General features: G+C 63.3%; 24 protein-coding genes. 11 read left to right on the top strand and 13 right to left on the bottom strand.

Features of this window, described 5'->3' with window-relative positions; translation table 11 throughout:
* Positions 1–25: 25 nt before the first annotated feature.
* The 4 genes from rplT to infC form a co-directional block, all read right to left on the bottom strand.
* A complete protein-coding gene (gene rplT / locus NKJ32_RS03240; protein WP_352826787.1) occupies positions 26–427 on the bottom strand; it encodes a 50S ribosomal protein L20 in 402 nt (133 codons plus the stop codon).
* A gap of 147 nt (positions 428–574) precedes the next feature.
* Positions 575–778, bottom strand: coding sequence for a 50S ribosomal protein L35 (gene rpmI / locus NKJ32_RS03235; RefSeq protein ID WP_006201248.1), 204 nt, complete (start codon positions 776–778; stop codon positions 575–577).
* Between the two features lie 191 nt (positions 779–969).
* On the bottom strand, positions 970–1,611 hold the full coding sequence (locus tag NKJ32_RS03230) for a methyltransferase family protein (protein ID WP_352697215.1): 642 nt from the start codon (positions 1,609–1,611) through the stop codon (positions 970–972).
* 202 nt (positions 1,612–1,813) lie between these two features.
* Entirely contained in the window at positions 1,814–2,350 is a 537-nt protein-coding gene (gene infC, locus NKJ32_RS03225; RefSeq protein ID WP_023677573.1) for a translation initiation factor IF-3, read from the bottom strand.
* Between the two features lie 215 nt (positions 2,351–2,565).
* On the opposite strand from infC, the gene NKJ32_RS03220 reads away from it, so the two are divergent.
* Complete coding sequence (locus NKJ32_RS03220) at positions 2,566–3,333, top strand: alpha/beta hydrolase (RefSeq protein WP_352826786.1); 768 nt, start codon at positions 2,566–2,568, stop codon at positions 3,331–3,333.
* A gap of 2 nt (positions 3,334–3,335) precedes the next feature.
* Here the strand turns inward: NKJ32_RS03220 and NKJ32_RS03215 are convergent, their stop codons facing one another.
* On the bottom strand, positions 3,336–4,349 hold the full coding sequence (locus tag NKJ32_RS03215) for a 1-aminocyclopropane-1-carboxylate deaminase (protein WP_023677571.1): 1,014 nt from the start codon (positions 4,347–4,349) through the stop codon (positions 3,336–3,338).
* Positions 4,350–4,519: 170 nt separating this feature from the next.
* On the opposite strand from NKJ32_RS03215, the gene NKJ32_RS03210 reads away from it, so the two are divergent.
* The 4 genes from NKJ32_RS03210 to NKJ32_RS03195 all read left to right on the top strand — a co-directional run bounded on the left by NKJ32_RS03210 (position 4,520) and on the right by NKJ32_RS03195 (position 7,061).
* On the top strand, positions 4,520–4,984 hold the full coding sequence (locus NKJ32_RS03210) for an Lrp/AsnC ligand binding domain-containing protein (protein ID WP_023677570.1): 465 nt from the start codon (positions 4,520–4,522) through the stop codon (positions 4,982–4,984).
* Between the two features lie 258 nt (positions 4,985–5,242).
* On the top strand, positions 5,243–5,731 hold the full coding sequence (locus NKJ32_RS03205; protein ID WP_023677569.1) for a DUF2852 domain-containing protein: 489 nt from the start codon (positions 5,243–5,245) through the stop codon (positions 5,729–5,731).
* Positions 5,732–5,831: 100 nt separating this feature from the next.
* Complete coding sequence (locus NKJ32_RS03200) at positions 5,832–6,590, top strand: M48 family metallopeptidase (protein WP_023677568.1); 759 nt, start codon at positions 5,832–5,834, stop codon at positions 6,588–6,590.
* 3 nt (positions 6,591–6,593) lie between these two features.
* The gene (locus NKJ32_RS03195; protein ID WP_352568476.1) at positions 6,594–7,061 is read left to right on the top strand and encodes a hypothetical protein; all 468 of its coding nucleotides are present in this window, start codon (positions 6,594–6,596) and stop codon (positions 7,059–7,061) included.
* A gap of 31 nt (positions 7,062–7,092) precedes the next feature.
* On the opposite strand, the gene NKJ32_RS03190 is transcribed toward NKJ32_RS03195, so the two are convergent.
* Entirely contained in the window at positions 7,093–7,311 is a 219-nt protein-coding gene (locus NKJ32_RS03190) for a hypothetical protein (protein WP_023718294.1), read from the bottom strand.
* A 167-nt stretch (positions 7,312–7,478) separates the two neighbouring features.
* Here NKJ32_RS03190 and NKJ32_RS03185 point away from each other — a divergent pair, with 167 nt between their 5' ends.
* The 6 genes from NKJ32_RS03185 (at position 7,479) to NKJ32_RS03160 (ending at position 13,089) form a co-directional block, all read left to right on the top strand.
* The gene (locus NKJ32_RS03185; protein ID WP_352682686.1) at positions 7,479–8,138 is read left to right on the top strand and encodes a phosphoribosylanthranilate isomerase; all 660 of its coding nucleotides are present in this window, start codon (positions 7,479–7,481) and stop codon (positions 8,136–8,138) included.
* Between the two features lie 33 nt (positions 8,139–8,171).
* On the top strand, positions 8,172–9,422 hold the full coding sequence (trpB, locus tag NKJ32_RS03180) for a tryptophan synthase subunit beta (protein ID WP_352576311.1): 1,251 nt from the start codon (positions 8,172–8,174) through the stop codon (positions 9,420–9,422).
* A gap of 2 nt (positions 9,423–9,424) precedes the next feature.
* The gene (gene trpA / locus NKJ32_RS03175) at positions 9,425–10,264 is read left to right on the top strand and encodes a tryptophan synthase subunit alpha (protein WP_352682657.1); all 840 of its coding nucleotides are present in this window, start codon (positions 9,425–9,427) and stop codon (positions 10,262–10,264) included.
* 36 nt (positions 10,265–10,300) lie between these two features.
* Positions 10,301–11,227 carry an acetyl-CoA carboxylase, carboxyltransferase subunit beta gene (gene accD / locus NKJ32_RS03170; protein ID WP_352682655.1) on the top strand — a complete coding sequence of 309 codons (927 nt, stop codon included), beginning with the start codon at positions 10,301–10,303 and terminating at the stop codon, positions 11,225–11,227.
* 55 nt (positions 11,228–11,282) lie between these two features.
* Positions 11,283–12,608 carry a bifunctional folylpolyglutamate synthase/dihydrofolate synthase gene (locus tag NKJ32_RS03165; protein ID WP_352682653.1) on the top strand — a complete coding sequence of 442 codons (1,326 nt, stop codon included), beginning with the start codon at positions 11,283–11,285 and terminating at the stop codon, positions 12,606–12,608.
* 61 nt (positions 12,609–12,669) lie between these two features.
* Positions 12,670–13,089, top strand: coding sequence for a VOC family protein (locus tag NKJ32_RS03160; protein ID WP_352634865.1), 420 nt, complete (start codon positions 12,670–12,672; stop codon positions 13,087–13,089).
* A 48-nt stretch (positions 13,090–13,137) separates the two neighbouring features.
* Here the strand turns inward: NKJ32_RS03160 and NKJ32_RS03155 are convergent, their stop codons facing one another.
* From NKJ32_RS03155 to NKJ32_RS03125, 7 genes are all read right to left on the bottom strand, one after another.
* Positions 13,138–13,419 carry a cupin domain-containing protein gene (locus NKJ32_RS03155; RefSeq protein WP_023718287.1) on the bottom strand — a complete coding sequence of 94 codons (282 nt, stop codon included), beginning with the start codon at positions 13,417–13,419 and terminating at the stop codon, positions 13,138–13,140.
* A 132-nt stretch (positions 13,420–13,551) separates the two neighbouring features.
* A complete protein-coding gene (trxA, locus tag NKJ32_RS03150; protein ID WP_023677558.1) occupies positions 13,552–13,875 on the bottom strand; it encodes a thioredoxin in 324 nt (107 codons plus the stop codon).
* A gap of 73 nt (positions 13,876–13,948) precedes the next feature.
* Positions 13,949–17,461 (bottom strand): double-strand break repair helicase AddA, encoded by a 3,513-nt coding sequence (gene addA / locus NKJ32_RS03145; RefSeq protein WP_352826784.1) that lies wholly within the window; start codon positions 17,459–17,461, stop codon positions 13,949–13,951.
* On the bottom strand, positions 17,458–20,595 hold the full coding sequence (addB, locus tag NKJ32_RS03140) for a double-strand break repair protein AddB (protein WP_352568481.1): 3,138 nt from the start codon (positions 20,593–20,595) through the stop codon (positions 17,458–17,460). The genes addA and addB overlap by 4 nt, the downstream gene beginning before the upstream one ends.
* A complete protein-coding gene (locus tag NKJ32_RS03135; protein ID WP_352568482.1) occupies positions 20,592–21,350 on the bottom strand; it encodes a nucleotidyltransferase family protein in 759 nt (252 codons plus the stop codon). The genes addB and NKJ32_RS03135 overlap by 4 nt, the downstream gene beginning before the upstream one ends.
* Positions 21,351–21,391: 41 nt before the next feature.
* Positions 21,392–22,903, bottom strand: a complete 1,512-nt coding sequence (gene tsaE, locus NKJ32_RS03130) for a tRNA (adenosine(37)-N6)-threonylcarbamoyltransferase complex ATPase subunit type 1 TsaE (protein ID WP_023677554.1) — start codon at positions 22,901–22,903, stop codon at positions 21,392–21,394.
* An 8-nt stretch (positions 22,904–22,911) separates the two neighbouring features.
* Entirely contained in the window at positions 22,912–25,473 is a 2,562-nt protein-coding gene (locus NKJ32_RS03125; protein ID WP_023677553.1) for a sensor histidine kinase, read from the bottom strand.
* Positions 25,474–25,519: the final 46 nt, after the last annotated feature.

Genomic DNA, 25,519 nt, shown 5'->3' with positions numbered 1-25,519 from the left:
TCGAATAGCTTGGGAAGCGCTGGTCTTAAGCGACAGCGCTTTCAAAAGCATTCGGCGTGGTATTCTTCAGGTATTCGAGCGCGACCTTGGCCTTGCCCACGAGTGCGGCGAAGGCCTGCGGCTCGTGGATGGCCATGTCCGACAGGATCTTGCGATCGATCTCGATGCCGGCCTTGTTGAGACCGTCGATGAAACGGCCGTAGGTCAGGCCATGCTCATGCGTCGCCGCATTGATGCGCTGGATCCACAGCGCGCGGAACGAGCGCTTGCGGTTCTTGCGGTCGCGATAGGCGTACTGCAGCGACTTTTCCACCGCCTGCTTGGCGATGCGGATGGTGTTCTTGCGACGGCCGTAAAAACCCTTGGCGGCTTTCAGGACCTTCTTGTGCTTGGCGTGCGAGGTGACGCCTCTCTTTACGCGTGCCATGTCATGATCTCCTTAAAAGCAATTCCAGGAAAAGTGCCTGGCGGTTTTCCGTTCGGAATTGCGTAAAACAAATGCGTGCCCAGACCGAATGCTCTTATTTTGGCGCATGATGTTTCCAAAAAGTCTGCAACTTTTTGGCATCATGCCCTAGAGGCCGTTCGGCAGAAAATTCTTGATGACCTTCTTGCCATCCGGTTCAGCCAGAACCATCGTGCCGCGGGCATTTCGAATGAACTTGTTGGAACGCTTGATCATGCCGTGACGCTTGCCGGCCGCAGCCGACAGAACTTTACCCGTACCTGTGATCTTGAACCGCTTCTTGGCGGCCGATTTGGTCTTCATCTTGGGCATTTTGCTACTCCGTTTATATGCGCACCAATGCGCTTTTTGTTCGCTTCAGGCCGACCAAAGCCCGAAAAGCAAATGAAACCGCCACGGCATGCCCTGCCGGGCGGTTTTTTGGGAACGGCGGTCCTATACGTCAAAGCGGGCTGGCGCGCAACACCCCGTGCCCAGCAACACTGTACTCAGCAACACTGCACTCAGGGGAAACGGAACAGCACCGGCAATATGCCGGACTGCTGGGCGCCGTCGATCAGTTCGAAAGCCGGCAAGGCAACCAGGAAGACCAGACCGTCCAGCAGCGTGGTTCGCAGCAGGCGCGGCTTGAAGCTGCCGGTGTCGCCTTCCTGATACAGCGATAGTTTCGGGAAGAAGCGCGGCACTTTCGCCAGGTAGGCCTGGTATGGCGCGCCGAGAACCTGCTTGAGGAATTTCTCCTCGCGCAGGATAACGATGTAAAAGGCACCCGCGCAGAGCGCTCCAAAGCCGATCGTGGCGGAGATGGAGCCGATCTGTGCGCCGACACCGGCGGCAGCTAAAGTGGAGAAAAGGTAGAGTGGGTTGCGCGTAATCGAATACGGTCCGCCGGTCACCACTTCTGAGGATTTGCGTCCACCGATGTAGAGCGTCGACCACAAGCGTCCGACGACGCCGAGAAAGATCAGCACGACGCCGACCATTTCGATCGTTTCATGCACTGGCGTATCGGGCGGGAAAACCGACTGGCCGAACAGCAGCGCCGCAAACATCACCACGATCAGAACGGCAAGTACCATCCTGCGCGTGTGCTGATAGCTGCCCAGTCCATATCTGGCTTCCGAATGCTTGACTTCATTGACCATGTCGGGAATCCGATCGTCGAGGGAACCAGAGCGTCTTTGCTCTCGCCGGCGATCGCAGCGTCTGGCCAAGAAAACAGGCGCCCCGCCGATCGCCGGGACGCCTTGCAACATGATTCAGGCGGATTTTATGCACGTCGCCCAAAAGTGCGCAGCGGTTTTGCGACAACGACATGCACAAAACAGAACTAAAGCGCAACGCGCTTTAGCGGGGCGCCAGCACCATCATCATCTGGCGGCCTTCGAGCTTCGGTTCGGCTTCGACCTTGGCGATGGGCGCCACTTCCTCGCGAACCTTGTTCAGAAGCTGCATGCCGAGTTCCATATGCGCCATCTCGCGACCGCGGAAGCGCAATGTCAGCTTGACCTTGTCGCCTTCCTCGAAAAAGCGCCGGACGGCCTTCATCTTGGTCTCATAGTCGTGGCTGTCGATGTTCGGGCGCATCTTGATCTCCTTGATCTCGATGACCTTCTGGTTCTTGCGCGCCTCGGCCGCCTTCTTCTGGTTGGCGTATTTCAGCTTGCCGAGATCGAGGATCTTTACGACGGGCGGCACTGCATTGGGCGATATCTCGACCAGATCGAGCCCCGCCTCTTCGGCGAGCAGCAATGCATCGTTGATGGAGACATCGCCGCGGTTCTGGCCTTCGGCGTCGATTAGCTGGACCCGGGGAACCCGGATGTCACGGTTGGAGCGCGGGCCTTCCTTGGTGGGCGCCGCTGCTTTGAAAGGTCTGCGAATGGTCGTGGTCTCCTTGAGCCGTTTCGTTAAGGGGTTCTTCAGTTCAGAATTGCGAACGCGCAATGTGGTGAGCGCGCGGTCGGAGTCAATAGCACAGCATTCTCAGGAAATCACCTGCTCGATGGAATGCTCCTCTGCACCAAGCGAAGAAAGTGGCGGAGCACTTTTCGTTGAACCCCCGCTTGTGCCAAAAGACCGGCGTGAGGGAATACACCATGACCACCACCCCGATCTTCCTGGACGTCGACGGGACGAGCATCGCCGTCAGGCATGCGGCAGGTGCCGAGCCCGGCATCGTCTGGCTCGGCGGCTACAAATCCGACATGCTGGGCACCAAGGCCGAAACGCTGTCGGAATGGGCGCGCAAAGAAGGTCGCGCCTTTCTGCGCCACGATTATTCCGGCCACGGCGAATCGGGTGGCGCCTTTGCCGACGGCACCATCTCGAAATGGCTGGGCGAGAGCCTGGCGATTTTCCGCCGCTTCACCCAGGGCAGGCAGATCCTGGTCGGCTCCTCGATGGGCGCCTGGATCGCGCTGCGCATGGTGCAGGAATTGCGCAAGGCGGGCGAAAACAGCATCGCAGGTCTTGTGCTGCTGGCCCCGGCGCCCGATTTCACCGCTGAACTGATCGAGCCGGTGCTGACCGGAGCGCAAAAGCGCGACCTCAGGAAAAAGGGCTTTTTCGAGGAGCCGTCGGACTATTCAGCCGAGCCTTACATCTACACGCGCGCGCTGATCGAGGACGGCCGCAACAACCGGGTGATGACCGGGCCGATCGACACGCACTGTCCGGTCCACATCCTGCAAGGCCTTGCCGATCCCGACGTGCCGTCGAGCCATGCGTTGAAGCTGGTCAGCCTGCTGCCGGCCGACGACGTCACGCTGTCGCTCATTCCCGACGGCGACCACCGCCTGTCGCGGCCGCAGGATCTCGACATGCTGGTGCGGGCGGTGGACGCCATGGTGCGGCAGGCGGGATAGATTCAGCCGTTGCGGAACGCATAAGCATATCCGTTGATGGCCGGAGCGCCGCCAAGGTGGGCGTAGAGCACTTTCGATCCCTTGGGAAAATAACCCTTGCTCACGAGATCGATCATGCCCTGCATGGATTTTCCCTCATAGACCGGATCCGTGATCATGCCTTCAAGACGCGCGCAGAGACGGATTGCTTCCTTCGTCTCCTGCGAGGGGACGCCGTAGACCGGATAGGCATAATCTTCGATCAGGACGACATCGTTCTCATCGAGCTCCTTGCCGAGTTCGACCAGCGTCGCGGTGCTCTGCGCGATCTTGAGCACTTGCGCCTTGGTCTGCGCCGGGGTGCAGGATGCGTCGATGCCGATCACCTTGCGCTCGCGGCCGTCCTTGGCGAAGCCGACCAGCATGCCGGCGTGAGTCGAACCGGTGACGGTACAAACGACGATGTAGTCGAAGGCAAAGCCGAGCTCCTTCTCCTGCGCGCGGACCTCCTCGGCAAAGCCGACATAGCCCAGGCCGCCATATTTGTGTACCGAAGCCCCGGCCGGAATTGGATAGGGTTTGCCACCCTTGGCCTTCACATCCGCGATTGCCTGTTCCCAGCTTTCCCTAATCCCGATGTCGAAACCCTCATCGACCATCTGGACATCAGCGCCCATGATCCGGCTCAAAAGGATATTGCCGACGCGATCGTAGACGGCGTCCTCGTGGGGCACCCAGCTTTCCTGCACGAGGCGGCACTTCATGCCGATCTTCGCCGCGACGGCCGCCACCATGCGCGTATGGTTGGATTGGACGCCGCCGATCGACACCAGTGTGTCGGCGTTTGAGGCGATCGCGTCCGGGACGATATATTCGAGCTTGCGCAGTTTATTGCCACCGAAGGCAAGGCCGGAATTGCAATCCTCCCGCTTGGCATAGAGATCGACCTTCCCGCCGAGATGACCACCAAGCCGCTCCAGTTTCTCGATATGGGTCGGCCCGAATGTGAGCGGATAACGTTCGAATTTCTCGAGCATGAGAGTGCCCTCGCTTGTTCCATTCATTGCGGTGTGGTGCGATGAACACTATCAGCTCTGCCTTGAAATGTGCTCTCAAAGATCGAGCCCAGAATATCCAAAATATCGCTTCATGGCATTGAAATGTCATATATATTCGATTCTTAATCCGAATAACGGAAGAATCTTTCATGCGCGCAGCGCTCGACCGGATCGACCTGAAAATGTTGCGCCTGCTCCAGGGCAATGGGCGACTGACCAATGCGGAGCTGGCGCAGTCGGTCGCTGTTAGCCCGGCGACGTGCCACCGCCGGACGCAACGCCTGTTCGATGAAGGCTACATCAGCCATGTCAGGTCGATGGTGACCCCGCAGAAGGTCGACAGAGGCGCGTTGGTGATGGTTGGCGTCGTACTCGACCGTTCGACCCCGGAGAGTTTCGCGGAATTCGAAAAGGCCGTCGCCAAGCTGAAATTCATCCTCGACTGCCATCTGGTGGCAGGCGACTTCGATTATTTTCTGAAGATCAGGGTTGGTGACATGGCGGATTTCAACCGAATCCACGGGGACCAATTGATCGCACTGCCTGGCGTTCGCCAGACCAGAACCTTCTTCGTGATGAAAGAGGTCGTCGACAATGCGCCTCTGGATTTTTGAACGGACGGCTTCGAAGCGTCAAACCATTGCACTCAGCCAGCAGACGCGATCGGCGCTGGATTTTCACTACAGAACCGTCGGCGGCATTGCCCCCTTACGGGGCCTGACTGCTCTTTTCCTCGAAATGCTCAAAAAGCGATAATCATTTCAGCCGCTTGTCCGGTTTTGGCGGTCGCTGTCTTGAATCGCCGTTTTCTCCATCCCATTTCGATTTCACGCAGCCGGATTTGGCTGTCTCCAACTGAAGGATTGGGAGAAATGAACACATCTGCATTGATCCGTCCGGCCTGGACGCCGGCGACCATCGCGTTGATGGTGATCGGGTTCATGGTGTTCTGGCCGCTCGGCTTCGCCATGCTCGCCTACATCATCTGGGGCGACCGGCTCGAGGGCTTCAAGCGTGACGTCAATCGCGCCACAGACGGCATCTTCGCCGGCTGCCGCCGCGGGTCCGACAAGGCCGCGCGCTGGGGCCATGGCTCCGCCCGCACCGGCAACGTCGCTTTCGACGACTGGCGCGAAAAGGAACTCGAGCGGCTTGCCGAGGAACGCCGCAAGCTCGACGAGATGCTGAGCGAGTTCGACGAATATGCCCGCGAATTGCGCCGCGCCAAGGACCAGGAAGAGTTCGACCGCTTCATGGCCAACCGCAACAAGTCGACGTCGCCCACGACCGGTGGGTCAACCGGCTCGACGACGAACAACAAACGCGGCGGTAATTCCACGCCAGGCCTGCTCGACGAGTAAAGGTCCTTGCCCCGATAAATAATTCAAAAACGGCGTCGCGTCAGCGGCGCCGTTTCTTTTTTGTTCTATTCGTTTCCCTCGAATCGCGTATCGTCCCGGCATGTCATTCGGCTTCTTCCGCACCCCGGCGAAACCCAAGCCCACGCCCGTCGTGGAGCGCGAGCATTGCGTTGCCGGCCGCACGCTGCCGCTCAAGATCGTCGAGAACGACCGCGCCCGCCGCCTGACGCTGCGCATCGACTCCGGCGGCCGCGGCCTGCGCATCACCGTGCCGCCGGGGCTGCGCCGCGGCGAGGTGGAAAAATTCCTCGACCGCCATCAGGACTGGCTGGAGCAAAGGCTGGCCAAGGTACCCAACCGGCCACAGGTGCGGCCCGGCATCAAGGTACCGGTGCGCGGTGTGCCGCATCGCATCGTCCATGAACCGTCGAAACGCGGAACCGTCACGCTGTCGCGCGACGAGCGCGGACCGCTGATGATCGTGCATGGCGAACGCGTGCATCTGCCGCGCCGCATCGCCGATTTCCTGAAGCGCGAAGCCAAGCGCGAGATCGAGGCGCTGGTGACGAAGCACAGCGCGGCGATTGGCAAGCGGGCCAAGGCGATCCGCTTCAAGGATACGTCGAGCCGCTGGGGGTCCTGCACGTCGGACGGCAATCTGTCGTTTTCCTGGCGCATCATGATGGCGCCGCGGCCGGTGATAAACTACCTCGTCGCGCATGAGGTGGCGCACCTCAAGGAGATGAACCACGGCCCGAAATTCTGGAAATTATGCGAGCAGCTTTGCCCGGATACCGAGCGCTGCAAGGACTGGCTCAAGCGCAATGGCGGCGCGCTGCAGGCGATCGCGTTCGAGTGATTGATGCCTGCGCGGATCGAATACCGGCTGATTGGAGCGGGCTGGGCGATGTGCGATGTCACGGTCGGGGACCTTCAGGCGACCGTGGCGGCGTCTTATCTGGGCGATGCCCTCAACGAGCTGCTTGGCGCTACGCTGAACGCGCTGAAAGGCACCAGGTATTCGGTCGCACGCTTCTGTGATGAACCCGGTGAGTATCGCTTCGTACTGGTGCCGGAAGGCGCTTTTGTCAGAGTGCAGATACTGGAATTTTCAGAAATCTGGTCTGACGAGCCAGACGACTTCGGCGAGGTGAAACTTGAAGCCACATGCGGGCTGCGAGAGTTCGCAGAAGCAGTTCTCAGTGCCGCGCGTGAGGTTTTGAACACACATGGCCTCGAAGGTTACAAGGAAAACTGGCGCAAACATGACTTTCCGTTGGAGGCCATGAACAACCTAAGTCGCGCGTTGAGAGGAGGAACACTCCATTGACAGTGTGCGCTTTTGATCAGGGCTCAATTGCTCAATCGTCATTCGCCGCGTTCAACTCCTCCGGCCGCAACCCCTCATCGACATGGCGCGGCCAGGGCAAGAAATCCTTCTCGAAGCCATCGTTGCTGAAATAAGCCAGCGCCCGGTGCGCCTCGGCGCCGTTGAAGGCTGCCTTGTCCATCAAATGAGCGATGACCTCATGGGCCTGCGCCAGCTTTTGCCTGAGTTCCGCGACGGTCTTTTCCGGCATGATCTTTGTTCTCCCGCCTTTGTGCCTGAGCAAGGTAGCGCGTTGCGCTCTTATATTAGCAAGGTAGCGCGTTCCGCGCTTACATTAGCAAGGTAGCGCGTTCCGCGCTGGCGGCAAACGGGATGCTTTTTCTCGACTCTTTGGCCGTTTCGTGCCAATCCCGCGCCATGGCGCTAGACATCAAGATATGCGGGTTGAAGACCGACAAGGCACTGGCCGCGGCATTGGCCGGCGGCGCCAGCCATGTCGGCTTCATTTTCTTTGCCAAAAGCCCGCGTTATATCGAGCCGGCGGAAGCCGGCCGCCTGCGCGAAGCGGCGCGCGGCAGGGCCAAGGCGGTTGCGGTGACGGTCGACGCCGGCGACGCGTTTCTGGATGAGATCGTCGAAAAAATGCAGCCCGACATGCTGCAGCTTCACGGCGCCGAAACCCCTGAGCGGGTGGCCGAGGTGAAGGCCCGCTACGGCTTGCCGGTGATGAAGGCGCTGCCGGTCAGCGAGGCCGCCGATCTCGGGCGGGTCAAACCCTTCATCGGCATTGCCGACCGCTTCCTGTTCGATGCCAAGCCGCCTAAGGGTTCGGAATTGCCGGGCGGCAACGGTCTTGCCTTCGACTGGCGCATTCTGGCTGGCCTTGACGCCGGCGTTGATTACATGCTTTCCGGTGGGCTCAATGCCGGCAATATCGGCGACGCCCTTCGGCTGGCGAACCCGCCCGGAATAGATGTTTCCTCGGGCGTGGAGAGCGCGCCGGGCGTCAAGGAACCGGCGCTGATCGAACAATTTTTCCGGGCCGTCGGGGCAGCACGCGACAACCGCGCCGCCTGACCGCGTTTCAAACCACAGACCAGGAGATCGGCGATGGATAAGCCGGCGATACCGAATTCCTTCCGCACCGGCCCCGACGAGCAGGGCATGTTCGGCATTTTTGGCGGTCGTTTCGTTGCCGAAACGCTGATGCCGCTGATCCTCGAGCTGGAGCGGCACTGGAACGAGGTCAAGAACGATCCGGATTTCAAGGCCGAACTGACCGATCTCTCGACGCATTACGCCGGGCGGCCGTCGAAGCTCTATTTCGCCGAAGGCCTGACCCGGCATCTTCGCGGGGTTTCCGCGGCTAAGGGCCTCGGGGGCGGCGCAAAAGTCTATTTCAAGCGCGAGGACCTGAACCACACCGGCTCGCACAAGATCAACAACTGCCTCGGCCAGATCCTGCTCGCCAAGCGCATGGGCAAGACGAGGATCATCGCGGAGACCGGCGCCGGCCAGCATGGCGTCGCGTCCGCTACAGTGGCGGCGCGCTTCGGCCTTCCTTGTATCGTCTATATGGGTGCAACCGACGTCGCCCGGCAAAGCCCCAACGTCTTTCGCATGAAGCTTCTGGGCGCCGAGGTGCGGCCGGTGACCGCCGGCCACGGCACGCTGAAGGACGCCATGAACGAGGCGCTGCGCGATTGGGTGACCAATGTCGAGGATACCTATTACCTGATCGGCACCGCCGCCGGCCCGCACCCCTATCCGGAGCTGGTGCGCGACTTCCAGTCGGTGATCGGCACCGAGGCGCGTGCCCAGATCCTCGAGCAGGAAGGCCGGCTGCCGGACACCATCATCGCTTGTGTCGGCGGCGGCTCGAACGCCATCGGCCTGTTCCATCCCTTCCTGGATGACAGGCAGGTGCGCATCATCGGCGTCGAAGCCGGCGGCCGCGGGCTCGACGGCATCGAGCATTGCGCCTCGATGAGTGCCGGCGCGCCCGGCGTGCTGCATGGCAACCGCACCTACCTCCTGCAGAACGCCGACGGCCAGATCATGGACGGCCACTCGATCTCGGCCGGCCTCGACTATCCCGGCGTCGGGCCGGAGCACTCATGGCTGCGCGATTCCGGCCGCGTCGACTATGTGCCGATCCTCGACGACGAGGCGCTGGAGGCGTTCCAGCTGACGACACGCGTCGAGGGCATCATTCCGGCGCTGGAATCGGCCCATGCCATCGCGCAGGCGGTGAAGATCGTGCCTGATATGGACAAGGACCAGATCGTCATCGTCAACCTGTCCGGCCGTGGCGACAAGGACGTGCACACAGTGGCCAATATGCTGGGCATGGAGATCTGATCATGGCCACTCGCATCGATCGCCGCATGGCAAAGCTGAAGGCCGAAGGCCGACCGGCGCTCGTCACCTATTTCATGGGCGGCGACCCCGACTACGACACGTCCCTGTCGATCATGAAGGCGCTGCCTGGCGCCGGCAGCGACATCATCGAGCTCGGCATGCCGTTTTCCGATCCAATGGCCGACGGTCCGGCGATCCAGGCGGCCGGCCTGCGGGCACTGAAGGGCGGCCAGACTCTCGTCAAGACGCTGAAGATGGCCTCGGAATTCCGCGCCGGCGACAATGAGACGCCGATCGTCTTGATGGGCTATTACAATCCGATCTACATCTACGGCGTCGAGCGCTTCCTGAGCGACGCGCTGGCCAGCGGTATAGACGGGCTGATCGTCGTCGACCTGCCGCCTGAGATGGACGAGGAGCTTTGCATCCCGGCGCTCAAGGCCGGCATCAATTTCATCCGGCTGGCGACGCCGACCACCGACGACAAGCGCCTGCCCAAGGTGCTGCAGAACACGTCGGGTTTCGTCTACTACGTCTCGATGACCGGCATTACCGGTTCGGCGCTGGCCGATACCGGCAAGGTGGCGGCAGCGGTCAAGCGCATCAAGAGCCATACCGACCTGCCGGTCTGCGTCGGCTTCGGCGTCAAGACCGCCGAGCAGGCGCGCATCATCGGCGCGTCGGCCGACGGCGTCGTCGTCGGCACCGCGATCGTCAATGCCGTCGCCAACGTGCTCGGGCCGAAAGGCGAAAAGACTGCCGATCCGGCCGAGGCCGTCGCCACGCTGGTCAGCGGGCTGTCGCAAGGGGTTCGAGCGGCTCGCCTTGCTGCCGCCGAATAATCTTCCTACGTCTTCGTAAGGACAGGAGCCGAAGCGATGAACTGGATCACCAATTACGTCCGCCCGAAGATCAATTCGATGCTCGGCCGGCGCACCGACATGCCGGAAAACCTGTGGATCAAGGATCCCGAGACCGGCGAAATGGTGTTCCACAAGGATCTGGAGCAGAACCAGTTCGTCATCCCGTCCTCCGGCCACCACATGAAGATCTCGGCCAAGGAACGGCTGAAATTCTTCCTCGACGACGGCAAATACGAGACGCTGGAAAACCCCAAGGTGGTGCAGGATCCACTCAAGTTCCGCGACGAAAAGCGCTACATTGACCGGCTGAAGGATGCCAAGGCCAAGACCGGCCTGGAAGATGCCATCATCAATGCGCTGGGTACGGTCGAAGGCCTGCCGGTGGTGGTGACGGTGCAGGATTTTGCCTTCATGGGCGGCTCGCTCGGCATGGCGGCCGGCGACGCCATCGTGCATGGTTTCGAGGTCGCCTTGCAGCGCAAGCGGCCGCTGATCCTGTTTGCGGCCTCCGGCGGCGCCCGAATGCAGGAAGGCATCCTGTCGCTGATGCAGCTGCCACGGACCACGATCGGCGTTGACAGGCTGAAGGAGGCCAGCCTTCCCTATATCGTCGTCCTGACCAACCCGACAACCGGCGGCGTCACCGCCTCCTACGCCATGCTGGGTGACGTGCATATTGCCGAGCCCGGCGCCCTGATCGGCTTTGCCGGACCGCGCGTCATCGAGCAGACGATCAGGGAAAAGCTGCCCGACGGCTTCCAGCGTGCCGAATATCTGATGGAACACGGCATGGTCGACATGGTGGTGTCACGGCTGGAGATGCGCCAGACGATTGCGCGGCTGCTGAGAATGCTGCTCAAGCTGCCGGAAGAGCAAAAACCGCAGGAGCCGGAAATCCTGCCGCCGTCGGTGATCCCGGTCGAAGCCCGGCCGCACGCCTGACGCATTCGCCACGAACTGCGATTGCGCGCCGTCCGTGGCGCGCCTAGGATTCGCCATGACCACGCTTGCCGCCGACCGCGAAATCGAAAGCCTGATGGCGCTTCACCCGAAGGGCTTCGACCTTTCGCTCGACCGCATTTCGCGGCTTCTCGAGCGGCTCGGCAATCCGCAAGACCAGCTGCCGCCGGTCATCCACATCGCCGGCACCAACGGCAAGGGCTCCTGTGCTGCTTTTTCACGGGCGCTGCTCGAAGCCGCCGGCTACCGCGTCCACGTCCACACCTCGCCACATCTGGTGAACTGGCACGAGCGCTACCGGCTGGCCGCAGATGGCGGCGGCAGGCTGGTGGACGACAAGGTCTTCGCCGAAGCCATCGCCCGCGTCGCCAAAGCCAATCAAGGCCAGAAGATCACCGTCTTCGAAATCCTCACCGCCGTCACCTTCCTGCTGTTTTCCGAACATCCGGCCGATGCCGTCATCCTCGAGGTTGGCCTTGGCGGCCGCTTCGACGCCACCAATGTCATCGCCGAGCCGGCCGTGTCGGTGATCATGCCGGTGTCGCTCGACCACGAAGCCTATCTCGGCGACCGCGTCGAGCTGATCGCCGCCGAAAAGGCCGGCATCATCAAGCGCGGATGCCCGGTCGTCATCGGCGCGCAGGAAAGCGAGACGGCCCAGCAGGTGCTCATCGAAACCGCCGAGCGGCTCGGCTGCCCCGCCTTCGTCTATGGCCAGGATTTCCTTGCCTATGAGGAAAACGGCCGCATGGTCTATCAGGACGAAGACGGATTGATGGACCTGCCGCCGCCGCGCCTGCCGGGGCGCCATCAATTCGCCAATGCGGCGGCGGCGATCGCGGCGGTCAAGGCGGCGGGCTTCGAAATCAGCCACCGCGCTGCCGAGAAGGCGATGGCGAATGTTGCCTGGCCGGGCCGCATGCAAAAGCTGCCGCAAGGGCGGCTGAGCGAACTGGCGCCGAAGGGCGCCGACATCTGGCTCGACGGCGGCCATAATCCCGGCGCCGGCGTGGTCGTCGCTGAGGCCCTGGCCGAGCAGGAGGAAAAGAACCCGCGGCCGCTGTTCCTGATCTCGGGCATGATCAACACCAAGGACCAAAGCGGCTATTTCCGCGCCTTCAAAGGGCTGGTGCGGCACGTCTACACCGTGCCGGTGAGCCTGAGCGACGCCGGCGTGCCGAACGACGAGCTGGCGACCCGCGCCATTGAGGCAGGCTTGTCGGCCGAACCGGTTAGTTCCGTTGCAAACGCACTGATGCTGCTGCGCGACACATGGGACGGACCGCCGCCGCGCATCCTGATTGGCGGGTCACTTTACCTGGCCGGCGCGGTATTGGCCGAAAACGGCACGCCGCCGGTTTGAGGCGTGCTTCAGCCGGGCCACGGTGACGCCACACTTATCAGACCACCGCGAGGAGCCAATCATGATCAAGGTAAAGCAGCTCGCTCACGTTTGCATTTTCGCGAATGACCTGGAGATGACGCGAAGCTTCTATCGGGACGTCCTCGGCATGGACACCCAGTTCAATTTCCTGCGCGACGGGAAGATTTTCGGCTTCTACCTCAATTGCGGCAGCCGTAGCCATGTCGAGGTGTTCCAGAAAGACGGCGCCAGCTATGGCGACTTGAACCAGATCAACCACTTCTGCCTCGAAGTGGAAAACATCGACGCCGCGATCGCCCATCTGAGGTCAAAGGGGGTTGATGTCACTTCAAAGAAACGCGCGTGCGATGACACCTACCAGGCTTGGATCCGCGAGCCCAACGGCGTGAAGATCGAACTGTTCGAATATACTGAGAAAAGCGCACAATTCGTCGGTGGCGATCGTATCGCGGATTGGTGATCGCGCCTCGCCGGGACAATTGTAGCGGCGCAGCCGATGGTTGGTGGACTACTTCAGCTCGACCTCGATGAAGGCGAATTCGCCATCGTTTGCGCTGATGACATCATGTTCGACGCCCTCGTTGCGGAAATACGGCGCGCCCTTCTTCATCTCGGCAAAGGATTCGCCGTCCTTGGTCAGGAGCTTCACCTTGCCGTCGGTCAACGGCACGATCACATAGTCGTGGCCATGGCGATGCCAGCCGGTGTTGTCTCCCGGGGCGAAGCGGTATTCGGTGACGATGACGCGCTCATTGTCGATGAAGACGGTGGCCTTGGCGGATCCGGTCATATCGCTTCTCCTTTGAATTCAGAAGAGAAGAATACCGGGCGGCAAGCCGCGAGTGCCAGAGCGGCCCACCAATGACGCCAGCAAAAGAAGGCCCGGCGCGAGGCCGGGCTTTTCTGCAAAATTTTGATCGGATCAGGCGAGGCTGCCGTTGATCCAGTGCGACAATGCCGTTTTCGGCGCAGCACCGACCTTCATGTCGGCGACTTCGCCGCCCTTGAAGATCATCAGCGTCGGGATCGAGCGTACGCCGAACTGCGCGGCCAGCTCAGGATTCTCGTCGATGTTGAGCTTGGCGATCTTTATCTTACTGCCGAGTTCGATGGCGATGTCCTCGAGCGCCGGGGCGATCATCTTGCACGGGCCGCACCATTCCGCCCAGAAATCGACCACGACCGGCTCCTTGGCGTTGAGCACGTCGGCCTGGAAATTGCTCTTGTCGACCTTGACGGTGGCCATGCTGAGATCCTTTCGATTTGTTCGTCGCACCAAATGTGGTGGTGATCGCGTCCGTCTTCAAGCAAGTGTTGTGTCACGCTCCCGTGAGTCTAGCAAGCGCATCGTCCAAGGCCGCCGCCGGCAGCTCGATCAGCCGCGGCGCCTCGGTGAACAGCAGCGCCGCCGAGACCTCGCGTCCCGGATAGAGCGGCTGAAGCAGCGCGCGATAAAGTGCGAGCTGCAGAACATAGGCTTGCGGCACTTCGGCGAGCGTAGCTGGCGCTGGCCGATTGGTCTTGTAGTCGACGATCGAAACCTTGTCCGGCGTTACTGCCAGCCGGTCGATCTTGCCGGAAATCGAGCGCAGTTTGCCCCTTACCTCCAGGCTGCCCATGATGGCGACTTCGGCGCGCGAGTTTGGCGCAAACAGCGGCGCGAAGCGGCTGTCGGCAAGAATTCTGAAAACGCCAGCCAAGGCCTTGTCGTGCTCGTCGTCGAGCCATTCCGCGCCGGCTCTTGCCAGATAGCGTTCGGCGGCATCCCGGCGTTTTCCGTCGGCGATGCCGGGCAGCATCTGCAGCAATTTGTGCAGCGCCAGCCCGCGCATGACGGCAAAGCCGGGCTCGGCGTCGGCATCCAGTACCGGCGAACGCGTGTCGGCCACCGCTTGCCGCGCCTCCTCGATCAGCACCGAGGCGCCGGACGGCGAGAGCGGCCGCGGCAATTCCTCGAAGGGCGGCAGAGGCCGGAACAGGGTTTCAAGCAGTGGTGCAAAGCGTTCCGCCTGTCGTGCCTCATTCACTGCCGCCAGTGGCATGGGCGGCAGTTTCGTCACCTGGAAACGATGCACGGTCTCGCCAGTGGCGGGATGCCGGCGTTCTTTGCTCTCCGCGGCACCGACCAGTGCGCGGCTGACGATCGAATGCCAGGTGCCGGTATTCGGCGCCCGCTTGCCATGGTAGCCGCAGACGATCAGCCGATCCTCGGCGCGGGTCATGCCGACATAGAGCAGCCGGCGGTATTCGTCGTCGGCGAGCTCGCGGGCGCGGGCCGATGCGGCGCGTGAAAACCCATTGGCGACATCGCTGGCCGAACGCCAGAGATAGCCCTTGCCCTCCCAGCAGTCGCCCGAGCCTTCGAACGGCATCAATCTCGGCAGATGCTGGTCGCTGAACGGCGCGGAGCCGCCATCGACAAGGAATACCACCGGCGCTTCCAGGCCTTTGGCGGCATGCACGGTCATGACGCGAACCTCGTCGCGGGTCTGGTCCATTTCGCGCTTGATCTCGGGGCCGGCGTTTTCCAGCGTCGACAGGAAGGATTCCAGCCCTGGCAGGCCGGTTCGCTCCTCGGCCAGGCAGAAATTCAGGAATTCGTCGAGGATATCGCCGGCCTCCGGACCGAGCCGCGCGATCATCTTCTTGCGCAGGCCGTCGCGGGCGAGAGCTGCGGCATAGAATTCGAACACCGGCTTGAATGCGGCCTCGTTCGACCATGTGTCGAGCCGGCTGACGACGGCGGCCAACGCCTCGCTTTCGCCGACATGCCGGCGCAGCGAGGCGATCAGCGAGACGCCCGACGGCCTCTGGGCAGCAAGCGCGAAAAGCTGCTCTTCCGAAACATCGAAGATCGGGCTGCGCAGCACGGCGGCCAGCGACAGATCGTCCTCGGGCTGGATGAGAAAATGGCCAAGTGCGATCAGGTCTTTCACCGCGACGTGGCCGGGCAGGCTGAGCCGGTCGGCGCCGGCCACCGGAATGTCGCGGCGCTTCAGCGCCCGCGTCAGCGCATGGACGAAGCGATCGCGCTTGCGCACCAGCACCAGCACGTCGCCGGGGCGGAGTTTCTTGCCGCGGCCTTCGATGACCTCACCGTTGCCGATCCAGCCGGCAATCGTTGCGGCGACGTTTTCAGCGACGCGGACTGCCGGCGCGTGGGCATGGTCGACCGCTTGCGTCCAATCGTCTGGTTCGTCGACGACGTTGGCGCCGATCGACGGCCAGACCTCGACATGACCCGGCGCATCGGTGCGGATCGCCTTGTGGTCGAGCGGATCAGGATCGTGGCTGATGCCGCGCCGCACGTTCGGGTCGGCAAAGACCCGGTCGACGGCGGCAAGAACATCTTCGGTCGAGCGGAACGACCAGGTCAGCTTGAGATCGGCGAAGGCGGCGGCGGCGGATCTAACTTTGCCGGCAAACAAAAGCCGGCTGTCGGCAAAGGAATCCGGGGCGGCTCCCTGGAAGGAATAGATCGACTGCTTTTCGTCGCCGACAGCAAAGATGGTGCGGTGGACCGCGTCGCGTGCGCCGAGCCCGGCAAAGAACTCCTCTGCCAGCCGCTTGACCACCTCCCACTGGTCGGGACTGGTGTCCTGCGCCTCATCGAGCAGGATGTGGTCGATGCCCTGGTCGAGCTTGTACTGCACCCAAGGGCCGGCATCGGGCCGTGCCAAAAGGTTGACCGTACGGGTGATCAGGTCGTTAAAGTCGAGGAAGCCGCGGGCGCGCTTCAATTGCTCGTAACGGGCGATCAGCCAGTCGGCGATGGTCAGCGCCGCACGCGTGCCTTCCAGCATCCTGAACAAGGCCAGCCGGTCGGAGATTTCGAGAATGGCGTCGACCGCCGCCAGATAACGTTCGGCAAGATCGGGTAGCCGGTCAAGCAATGCCCTTTTAAATGTCTTTGCCGGATCGTAAGGCTCGCCGTCGGCCCTCAGGAAAGCCTTGGAGAGCAAATTCAGGCGACGTACCGGATCCTCCTCGGCAAAGGCAAGGCGGGCGTATGGCAGCAGATTGTTCAGCACGATGCGCGCATCGGCGGCCTCGGCCGCCCGTGAAAAGATGACGAGATAATCCGGCAGGAAGCCGGGCAGCGGCCAGACCGAGGCGGCTATACCTTCGGCCGTCTGGCCGGCGCGGAAATGGAACTCGTCGAACAGCGCCTGAAAACCATCGCCGCCGGCCGCGGTGATGAACGCACGCAAACCATCGCGCTTGCGCACGATCTCGGCCAGCAATGCGTCGAGCCCATGCTCGCCGCCGCGCTCCAGCACGGTGGCGAAGGCGTCGGACAATGCCGCATCGCCTGCAACGCCGCCCGAAATCATGTCGCGGCGGGCGGCGGCAAACAGCGATGCCTCCATTTGCGGATCGAGCATTTCGAAATGCGCAGGGATATTGGCTTCCAGCGGGAACTGATGCAGCACCGATTCGCAGAAGGCGTGGATGGTCTGGATCTTCAGCCCGCCCGGTGTTTCCAGAGCCTCGGCAAACAACCGCCGCGCCCGGCGCATGGTTTCGCGGTCGGGCTGGCGGCCGTCCAGCGCCTCTATCCGTGTCGAGAGCTCGGCATCGCCCAGGGCCGTCCATTGCGACAGGGTCGAAAACACCCGGTTCGACATGTTGGCGGCGGCGGCACGCGTATAGGTCAGGCACAGGATCTTGGACGGATCGGTGCCGCGCAGCAACAGCCGGATAACGCGCTGGGCGAGTACATGGGTCTTGCCGGATCCGGCATTGGCCGACACCCATGCGGAATTGCGCGGATCGGAGGCGCTTGCCTGACTGGCGACAGTGTCGCTTGGAATGGGATAGGCCTTTTTCATGCCTCCCCTCCCTCGTCGTCGGCATCGCCGCCGGCCGACCATTCGAGCACGCGGGCGAGATGGTCGTAATCGCCGTCGGTCTCACCCTCGCGGAACGGCAACGCCCGCGACAAATACCCGGTCGTCGGGTCGGCATAGTGGATCAGCAGCTTTTCCAACCTCGCCCAGGCCTCTTCGGCGAGATCGGCGGCGGTTCGCGGCTTGCGGTTGTATTCGAGGATCGATTCTTCGAACACCTCGCCATTCGGCCTCAGCCGCACGAAAGCCAGTTGCGACGGCTCACAGGCGCCAAGCTCCTTGAAGGCGCCGCGACGCAGCAGCGCGCCCTCCAGCGCCAGTTGCGGCGCGAGCAGCGTGTGCGCCTGCGCTTTGGATGGCGAGGAGCCGGTCTTGTAGTCGAGGATGTCGGCCATGCCGCCAGCCAGCAGATCGATTCGATCAGCGTAGCCGGACAGGGTCACGCCGGATCGGCCGACACCGGTCTTTTCGGCGCGTTCCTCGGCGTGCCGCCGTGCCACGGCGGCGGCCCGGCCGCGCTCCCATTCGATGATGCCGGCGGCAAGCTTTTCAAAACGCGGCCACCACACCGCCTCGACATCGGCCGGCAGGGCCGCCTCGGCAAAGCAGGAGCGGCCTGCGGCGATGAGCCCGTCCAGCGCCTCCGGCGCGCGCGGGTCGGCCACCCTCGCCGAGAAGAGGTGCAGAATGGCGTGAAACAGCGTGCCACGCTCGGCGGCGCCCGGATCGCGAATGACCGGATCGAGCGGCATCAGGCCGAGTATCCTTCTGGCATAGACCGCATAGGGATCGCGGCGTAGCGTTTCGATCTCGGTGACCGAGAAGTGGTGCGGCCGCGCGGCGAGCGGCGGTTTCGGCTGCGGCCTCGGCGCAAAGTCCTGCTTTTCGCCGGCATCGAGCGCACGCGCCCAGGCAAGCAGTTCGTCGCCGCGCCGGCGAAGTGCAGCAGCGTGGTCCTCGCCGACGAATGTAAGGATGCGCTGCAGCCAGCGCGAAGGTACCGACGGTCCGTCGCCGGAGCGGCCGGAGCGAGCCAGCACCACTTTTTTGGCGCCCATGGCCATCTGGAAATCATGGGCGGCAAGGCCGATGCGCCGCTCGGGCGGTTCAAGATCGATGCCGGTCTTCATCAGCCGCGACATGAAGCGGTCGCTCTCCGGCTTGCGCGGCCACACGCCTTCGTTGAGCCCGCCGACGACCAGCGTGTCGACATCCTGAAGCCGCGCTTCCAGCACACCCCAGATGGCGATGTTCCTGTCGGTGCCCTGCGCCGGCTTGACCGTCTCGGGCGCGATCAGCGCCTCCATGACGTCAGGCCATTCGTCAGCGGCGAAGGAGAACGACACCGAGGCCGCGACCAGCCCGCGCAAGAGCTCGGCGAGCTTTTCGCCGGCATCGCCCGCATAGAGTTCGCTCAGGCTGCCGTCAGCGGCGCGGCCGAGACTTTCGAGCGCAACGACGCTGGCGCGCACAAGGGTGGCAAGATCGGCATTCTCGTCGCCGCGAAAAGCAACCAGCGGCGCCAGCGCGGCCGTTAGCCGGATCAGCAGGTCGCGCGCCTGTTCGATGCGCCTGACCGAAAGCCGCGGCCACCAGAAGGGTGGGCGGCGATTGCCGCCGCCGTCGAATTCGAGGAGCCGGGTGTCGAAGAGCTGCGGCAGCGACGCCACGTCCGGACGCCCTGTGCCGCCGCGCAGCCCCACGAGTTCGACGATTTCGGCCGCATAGCGCACGCTTGCCCGCTCCAGGCCGAGGCCAAGCAGGGGATGCTTGAGCAGCGACAGCAGGGCGACGGGGTCGCCCGGGCGGAAGGCTGCCTGAAGCGCCAGCCTGAGCAGGCTGGCGGCTGGTGTGTTGATCAGCGGCGTGCCGCCGGAATCGTCGGCGGCAACGCCGAAGCGCAGCAGCTCGACTGAGACGCGCCGCGCCAGAGCGCGGTCGCCGGTGACGAGTGCGGCGCGCTGGCCGGGCCATTCGACGGCCTGTTTGAGCGCGACGGCGATCGCCACGGCTTCGTCGCGTTCGCTGGCGGCTTCGAGAAGCGTCACATCGGCGAAGGCCTCGGCAATATCGCCGGCCCTAAAGCGAGCGCGCGTCTCGGCCCAGAGCTCGGTGGTCTCCGCCGGGCGCAGCGCTTCGCCGACAAGTGCGGCGCGCAGCGCAAGCGGTCGCGGCGCAACAGCAATCTCCTCGACATCGGCGCGCGGCACGCCGATCTTGCCGATCAACTTTGCCAGGCCGTATTGCGGGTGGCCAAGCACGGCTGGGCGCGCGCCCGGTGTGGTGATCGCGACAAAGGACGGCTCGTCCAACGCCCGGTCGAGCCCGGGCAGCACGACGGCGCCATTGGGCAGACCGGCGATCACGGCAAGCAGCTCGGCCGTGGCGGGAATGGAGCCGGTGGAACCGGCGGCGATCACCGGTCCGGCTGGCGGATTACGCTTCAGCCGCGCCGCCTCCAGCCTTATCAGGGCATTACGATGCGCGGCCGGATTGGAACGATGGCGTTCCTCGAGCAGGTTCGGCCAGTTCTCCGTCACGATGGTCAGGAAGTCGAGTGTCACCTGCCACCAGCCTGCAAGATTGCCGGTTACAAGGTCGGCGAGCCTTGCCCAATCCGTGCCTTCGGTGTCGATCTCATCCATCAGGCGTGCAAGGTCGCGCGCCAGCCAGATGGCGTCGGCGGCGGAGGCCGGTATGACAATCTCCTCGTCGAACAATGCCGCGACATGTGCCGGCAGGCGGCGTTTCCACGCCCGCACCAGCGGCGCAAGCAGCAGAAGACGCTCGACCGCGGCGATCGGCGGCGCAAGGTCGATGGCGACCGAAGCTCCTGCCTCGAAGGCGGCTTCATCTTCATCGAACTCACCAAGCGGGCGGATGACCGGCAGGATCGCCGAGCGGCTTCCCGAGCGCGAGAGAGCATCGACGAAGACGCCGCGAAGCGCCCGCGCCGCACGGCGCGTCGGCACATAGATGGTGAGATCGGCCAGCGCCAGCGGATCGCCGTCATAGGCGAAGCCGGGAACCAAGCGCCCCGCAAGCAGCGCCTCGGCCAGCGTCGGCAGGAACGGCGCTCCGGGCGGGATCGAGAAAACGCGGCGGGAGCCGCTCATTTCGACTCGGTAAGAGCGCCGGGTGCCTCAGCAACAGCATTGGGCGTGCCGGCAAGCGCGGCGGCGACCGCTGCTTCCGCCCGCGAGATCGCGTCAGGTGTGCCGACAGTAATCCAGTGGCCCTGCATTTTCATGCCGAACAGGCGGCCGGCGGCGATTGCCGCATCGAAATAGGCGTTGAGAGAGTGTGGACCGGCCGGCGCATCCTTGAAGATGCGCGGATGGACGATTGCGGCGCCGGCATAGATCAGGCCGGCGGGATCGTTGTTCGCACGCCGCAAGGCGCCGTCCGGCGCCACCAGGAAATCGGTGCCGCCGCTATGTCCGGTTGCCGACTGGAGATCCGCAAGCATCAGCAGAATGTCCATTGTCGCGCCCTCCCATGCAAGCGCAAGACGCCTGAGATTGGAGACGCCGCTGTCGATCCAGAAGGTGTCGGCGTTGAGTACGTAGAAGGGCACCCCTAAACTGGGCAATGCCTTGACGATACCACCGGCGGAGTCAAGCAAGCCCCTACTCTCATCCGAGATGACGATTCTCGGCGCACTGCGGCGGGCTACATGGTCCACGATCTGTTGCGGGAGGTAATGGACGTTGACGACGGCCTTGGCGACGCCGGCTTCGGCTAGGCAGTCCAGCCCCCAGTCGAGCAATGTCTTGCCGGCGACCTTGACCAGCGGCTTCGGCATGGTGTCGGTGATCGGCCGCATGCGCTTGCCGAGCCCGGCGGCGAGCACCATGGCGGTCGTCGGCATCGGCTGCTCATCCGACGCCCTCGGGCCCAAATCCTTAGCCGTCAAATCGAGCGTTCCTCCAGCAAGCCGTGGGCGATGTAGAAATCCTGCAGCCCGGCCAGCGCCGGATGCGCCAGTGCCCGGCGAAGATAGTCGCGGATGCGCGGCAGATGCTTCAGATAATAAGGCTTGCCGTCGCGTTTTTCGAGCCGCACGAAGATGCCGAGGATCTTGGAATTGCGCTGTGCGGCCATGATTGCATAGGTTTCGCGGAATTCGTTCTCATCGAAGGCACCGGCAGCGCGTCGCGCGGCGATGTAGGCGGCGAGCGTGTGCTTTTCGATTTCGGGTGAGATAGTGACGCGCGCGTCCATGGCGAGCGAGGCGACGTCGTAGGCGGACGGCCCGATCAGCGCGTCCTGGACATCGACGACGCCGAGGCGATCGTGACCGGAACGGTCAGCGCGCCAGATCAGGTTGGGTGAATGGAAATCGCGCAGCATCAGCGTGTATTCGCGCCCCTCCAGCCGATCGAGCACCGCACTCCATTCGCTGCGGTAACCGGCGCGCAGCGCCTCTCTAGGCGGAGCGCCTGATATCGCCGGGACATACCAGTCGACCAACAATTCGGCCTCGATCATCATGGCGTCGCGGTCGAAAGGCGGCACCTCATGGAAGACGCCGGGGCCGGCCTGCATGCGGGCCGGCCATGTTTTGCCGTGCATCATGGCAAGCAGTTCGGCCGCCGCAGCGTAGCGCTCGGCCACCGGCTGGCCGCGCTTGTCGAGAAACCCTTGGGAACCGAGATGCTCCAGCAGGAGAAAACCCTGGTCGAGATCCTGGGCATAGATTTCCGGGACGCTGACGCCGCCGGCCCGCAAGGCCCGGTCGATGGCGACGAACGCCGAAACGGATTGCGCGGTGTGAGCGATCTCGGCATAGGGTTTGCCGTCGCGGACTGGCGGTCCGAGCACCAGCCTTGGCGAGTTCATCAGCACCCGCGGCGGAAATCTGGCGAGCGTGACGATCTCGTAGGAGCGAGCCGAGGCATCACCGATGAAATGTCGTCGCTGCGCTTCGCCCCAACCGGCCTGCCCGAGAAAATCGCGCATTGCCAGCGATCGCGCCGCGCGCTCGAAGGCGGCGCCCTCTCCCGATAGTCTCGCCAGTCGGCCGTCGCCCTGCTGGAGAAGTTCGACCAGCACCGAGGTTTTCGGCAGATATGCCTCTGCCCGCTCCGGCCATTCGACCAGCGCGGCGCCTTGCGTCAGCGCCTCGTCGAAGCCCAGCTCGTCCAGCTCGGATGCCGTGCCCAAGCGGTAGAGATCGAAATGATGAACCGGCACACGCGTGTCGTAGCTCTGGACCAGCGTGAAGGTCGGGCTCGGCACGTCGAGTCCGGCATCGTCGGCCAGTGCCTTGATCAGCGCCCGTGCCAAGGTCGATTTGCCGGCGCCGAGATCGCCCTTGAGGGCGAGCACGTCGCCAATGCGCAGCGACATGGCGAGATCCTCGCCGAACCTTGCCGTCGCAGCCTCGTCGGCGAGAAAACGCTCCAGCACCAATACCGCCATCGAACGCGCTACTCGGCCGCCGCGCGGATGCCGGACGGCGTGTCGGGAAAGGCGCAAACAACCGTGGTGCCCTTATCCCTGCCGGTCTCGATGCGGACGCTGCCGCCATGCAGTTCGACAAAGCTCTTGACGATCGACAGGCCGAGCCCGGCGCCACGGCGGCGGCCGCCATTGGTGCGCGGCTCGAAGCGCCGGAACACTGAGTCAAGCAGGTCCGGCGGCATGCCGGGGCCGTCATCGTGAACGGAAAATTCCACGCCGTCGGCAAGTTGGCGGCAGGCGAGCGTTATGGTGCTCGCCTCCGGCGCGTAATTGGCGGCATTGCTGAGCAGATTGTAGAGGATCTGGCGGACGCGGATCTCGTCGCCGTGGAAGGTTTTCGGCGCGGCCGCCGCGTCGATCCTAAGCTTGATCGCATGTTCCTCCAGCCGGTCGGCGACCAGTTCGGCGGCAGCCGTAATGGTTCGATCGATGTGAACTTCGGAAATGTCGAGTTCCATGATGCCGGCATCCACCGTCGCCAGGTCGAGGATGTCGTTGACGATGGTGAGCAGGACCGAGGAAGACGAGCCGACATGCCCGATATATTCGCGTTGCTTCTGGTTCAGCGGACCAGTCGACGGCAGTGAAAGAAGCTCGGTAAAGCCGATGATGTTGGTGAGTGGCGAGCGCAGCTCATAGGAGACGTGCTGCACGAATTCGTTCTTGATCTGGTCGGACTTTTGCAGCGCCTCATTCTTGTCCTTCAGCGCCCGCTCGACATTGACGCTGTCGGTAACGTCGACGAAGGTCATCATCACCTGGCCGTTGGGCAAAGGGATGACGGCGTAGCGCAAAACGGTGCCGTTGTTCAATTCGGTTTGGCCGTGGCGGTCGCGGCGCTCGTCGTCGAAGCCGGTGATGGCGGCAACGAACCCGCCCCACGGACTGTCGACGGCACGGCGGTCGCAAAGGTTGCGGATCGTCGAGACATGGACGTTGGGTTTTGAGGCATCGGCATCCAGCCCCCACAATGCCGCGAACGCCGGGTTCGACAATCTCAGCTTGCCGTCGGGGCCGAACACAGCGACGCCTTCGGCGAGGTTGTCGAGCGTCTCGCCCTGGACCCGGACGGCGGTCTGGTAGCGGCTTTCAAGGTCCATCTTCTCGGTCAGGTTCTCGAACACCCAGGTGACGCCGCCCTTGGGCTGCGGATTGGCGACGACGCGAATGGTCTTGCCGTCCGGCAGATGCCACCAATGCTCCTGCGATTCAACCGCGCGGTAAGCGCCGAGCAGGCTCTCTTTCCAGCGCCGCCATTCGGGCTGCTCGGCGATCCTGCCTTCGCTGCGCAGGCGGTCAAGCAGCAAGGCGTTGTCCGGCGCGCTGTGCAGGAAGCCGCTGTCGAGGCCCCATAGCTTCTGGAACGCCTGATTGAAAAACCGCAATTTCTCGTCGGTGTCGAAAATCGCCACGGCGGTGTTGAGCTGATCGAGCGTGTCGGCGTGGCTCTGCATGGTCCGCTCATATTCGGCGCGAATGGCCTCGATAGCGCTGATGTCGCAGGCAAGACCAGCCGAACCATCCGCCCCGGCAAAATCGGTCACGGCAAACATACGGCGGTCGCCTTCGATGACCGTGGAGAGCGTCTGTTCAAAGACCGCGCGCGACTTGTGCTGCGCAGCGATCGTGTCGCGCGCCTGGCCGCCGAGGAATTCCTTGCCATCGCGGACCGCCGCTTCGGCATTCTCGGCCTCGACCGCTTCGGCATAGGCGCGGTTGACCCATTTCAGCCGCCCGTCGACAGTACGCAGCCATGACGGCATCTTGAGCGCATCCAGAAGACCGATCAGCGTCTCATGGTCGGCGGCTAAGCGTTGGTTCTCGATCTTCAGCCTGGCCTGGCTTCGCTGTGTCTCCGAAAGCGAGACGAAGCGAACCAGCACATGCGCCGCACTCTTGCGGCCGTGAACCTCGAGCGGCTGGCCGGCCTGCGATTCGATGACCAGATCGAACGGCTTTGCCTTGTCCCGCAGTGCCGCTACGGCATGTTCGAGTGCGGCCGCCGAACGCGGCATCAGCCAGCGGCCGAAAGCCAGGAAGGCCGCCCGGTCCTCCGGCGCGCCGCTCTCGATCGGCAATGTCCCGACAAGTTCGGGCTTCTTGTTCTCGGCCGCCCATACCACCACGCGCTGATCGCGAGAATGGAGCAGCGCCTCCGAGCGCTGCAGCGCGGCATTGACGTCGGCGATGCGGGTCCTGAGCTCGGCATTTTCCGCCGCGGTGCGCGCCCGTTCGCGGATCAGAAAGATGGCCGACAGCAATGCCGCCCCCATGACGCCGACGAACATGGCGAGTTGCATGACCTCGACCGTGCTGACCGACAGCCCGGCCTTTTGCGCCACGCGGGTTTGGGCATGTGCAGTAAAGCCAAGCAGCGGACCAACCAGCGCGGAAGAAGCAAGCAGCACACCGACACGGCTGCCGGCGCGCCATAGAAGGCTGCCGCCTCTGGCAGCGGAGCCCGTGATCGAATCGTTATGGCCGCCGGAAACGGCCTGTCCCGCGCAAGGCGGGTTATCCCCCGGCATGTCTTGGTCCTCTTCGCCGCCTGAATGCAAGACCGCCCTGATGCGT

Source organism: Mesorhizobium sp. M0159 (genome assembly GCF_040322295.1).
Lineage (GTDB): Bacteria > Pseudomonadota > Alphaproteobacteria > Rhizobiales > Rhizobiaceae > Mesorhizobium.
Note: the sequence above shows the minus strand (reverse complement) of the source record. Positions and strands in the feature narration are given on the sequence as shown.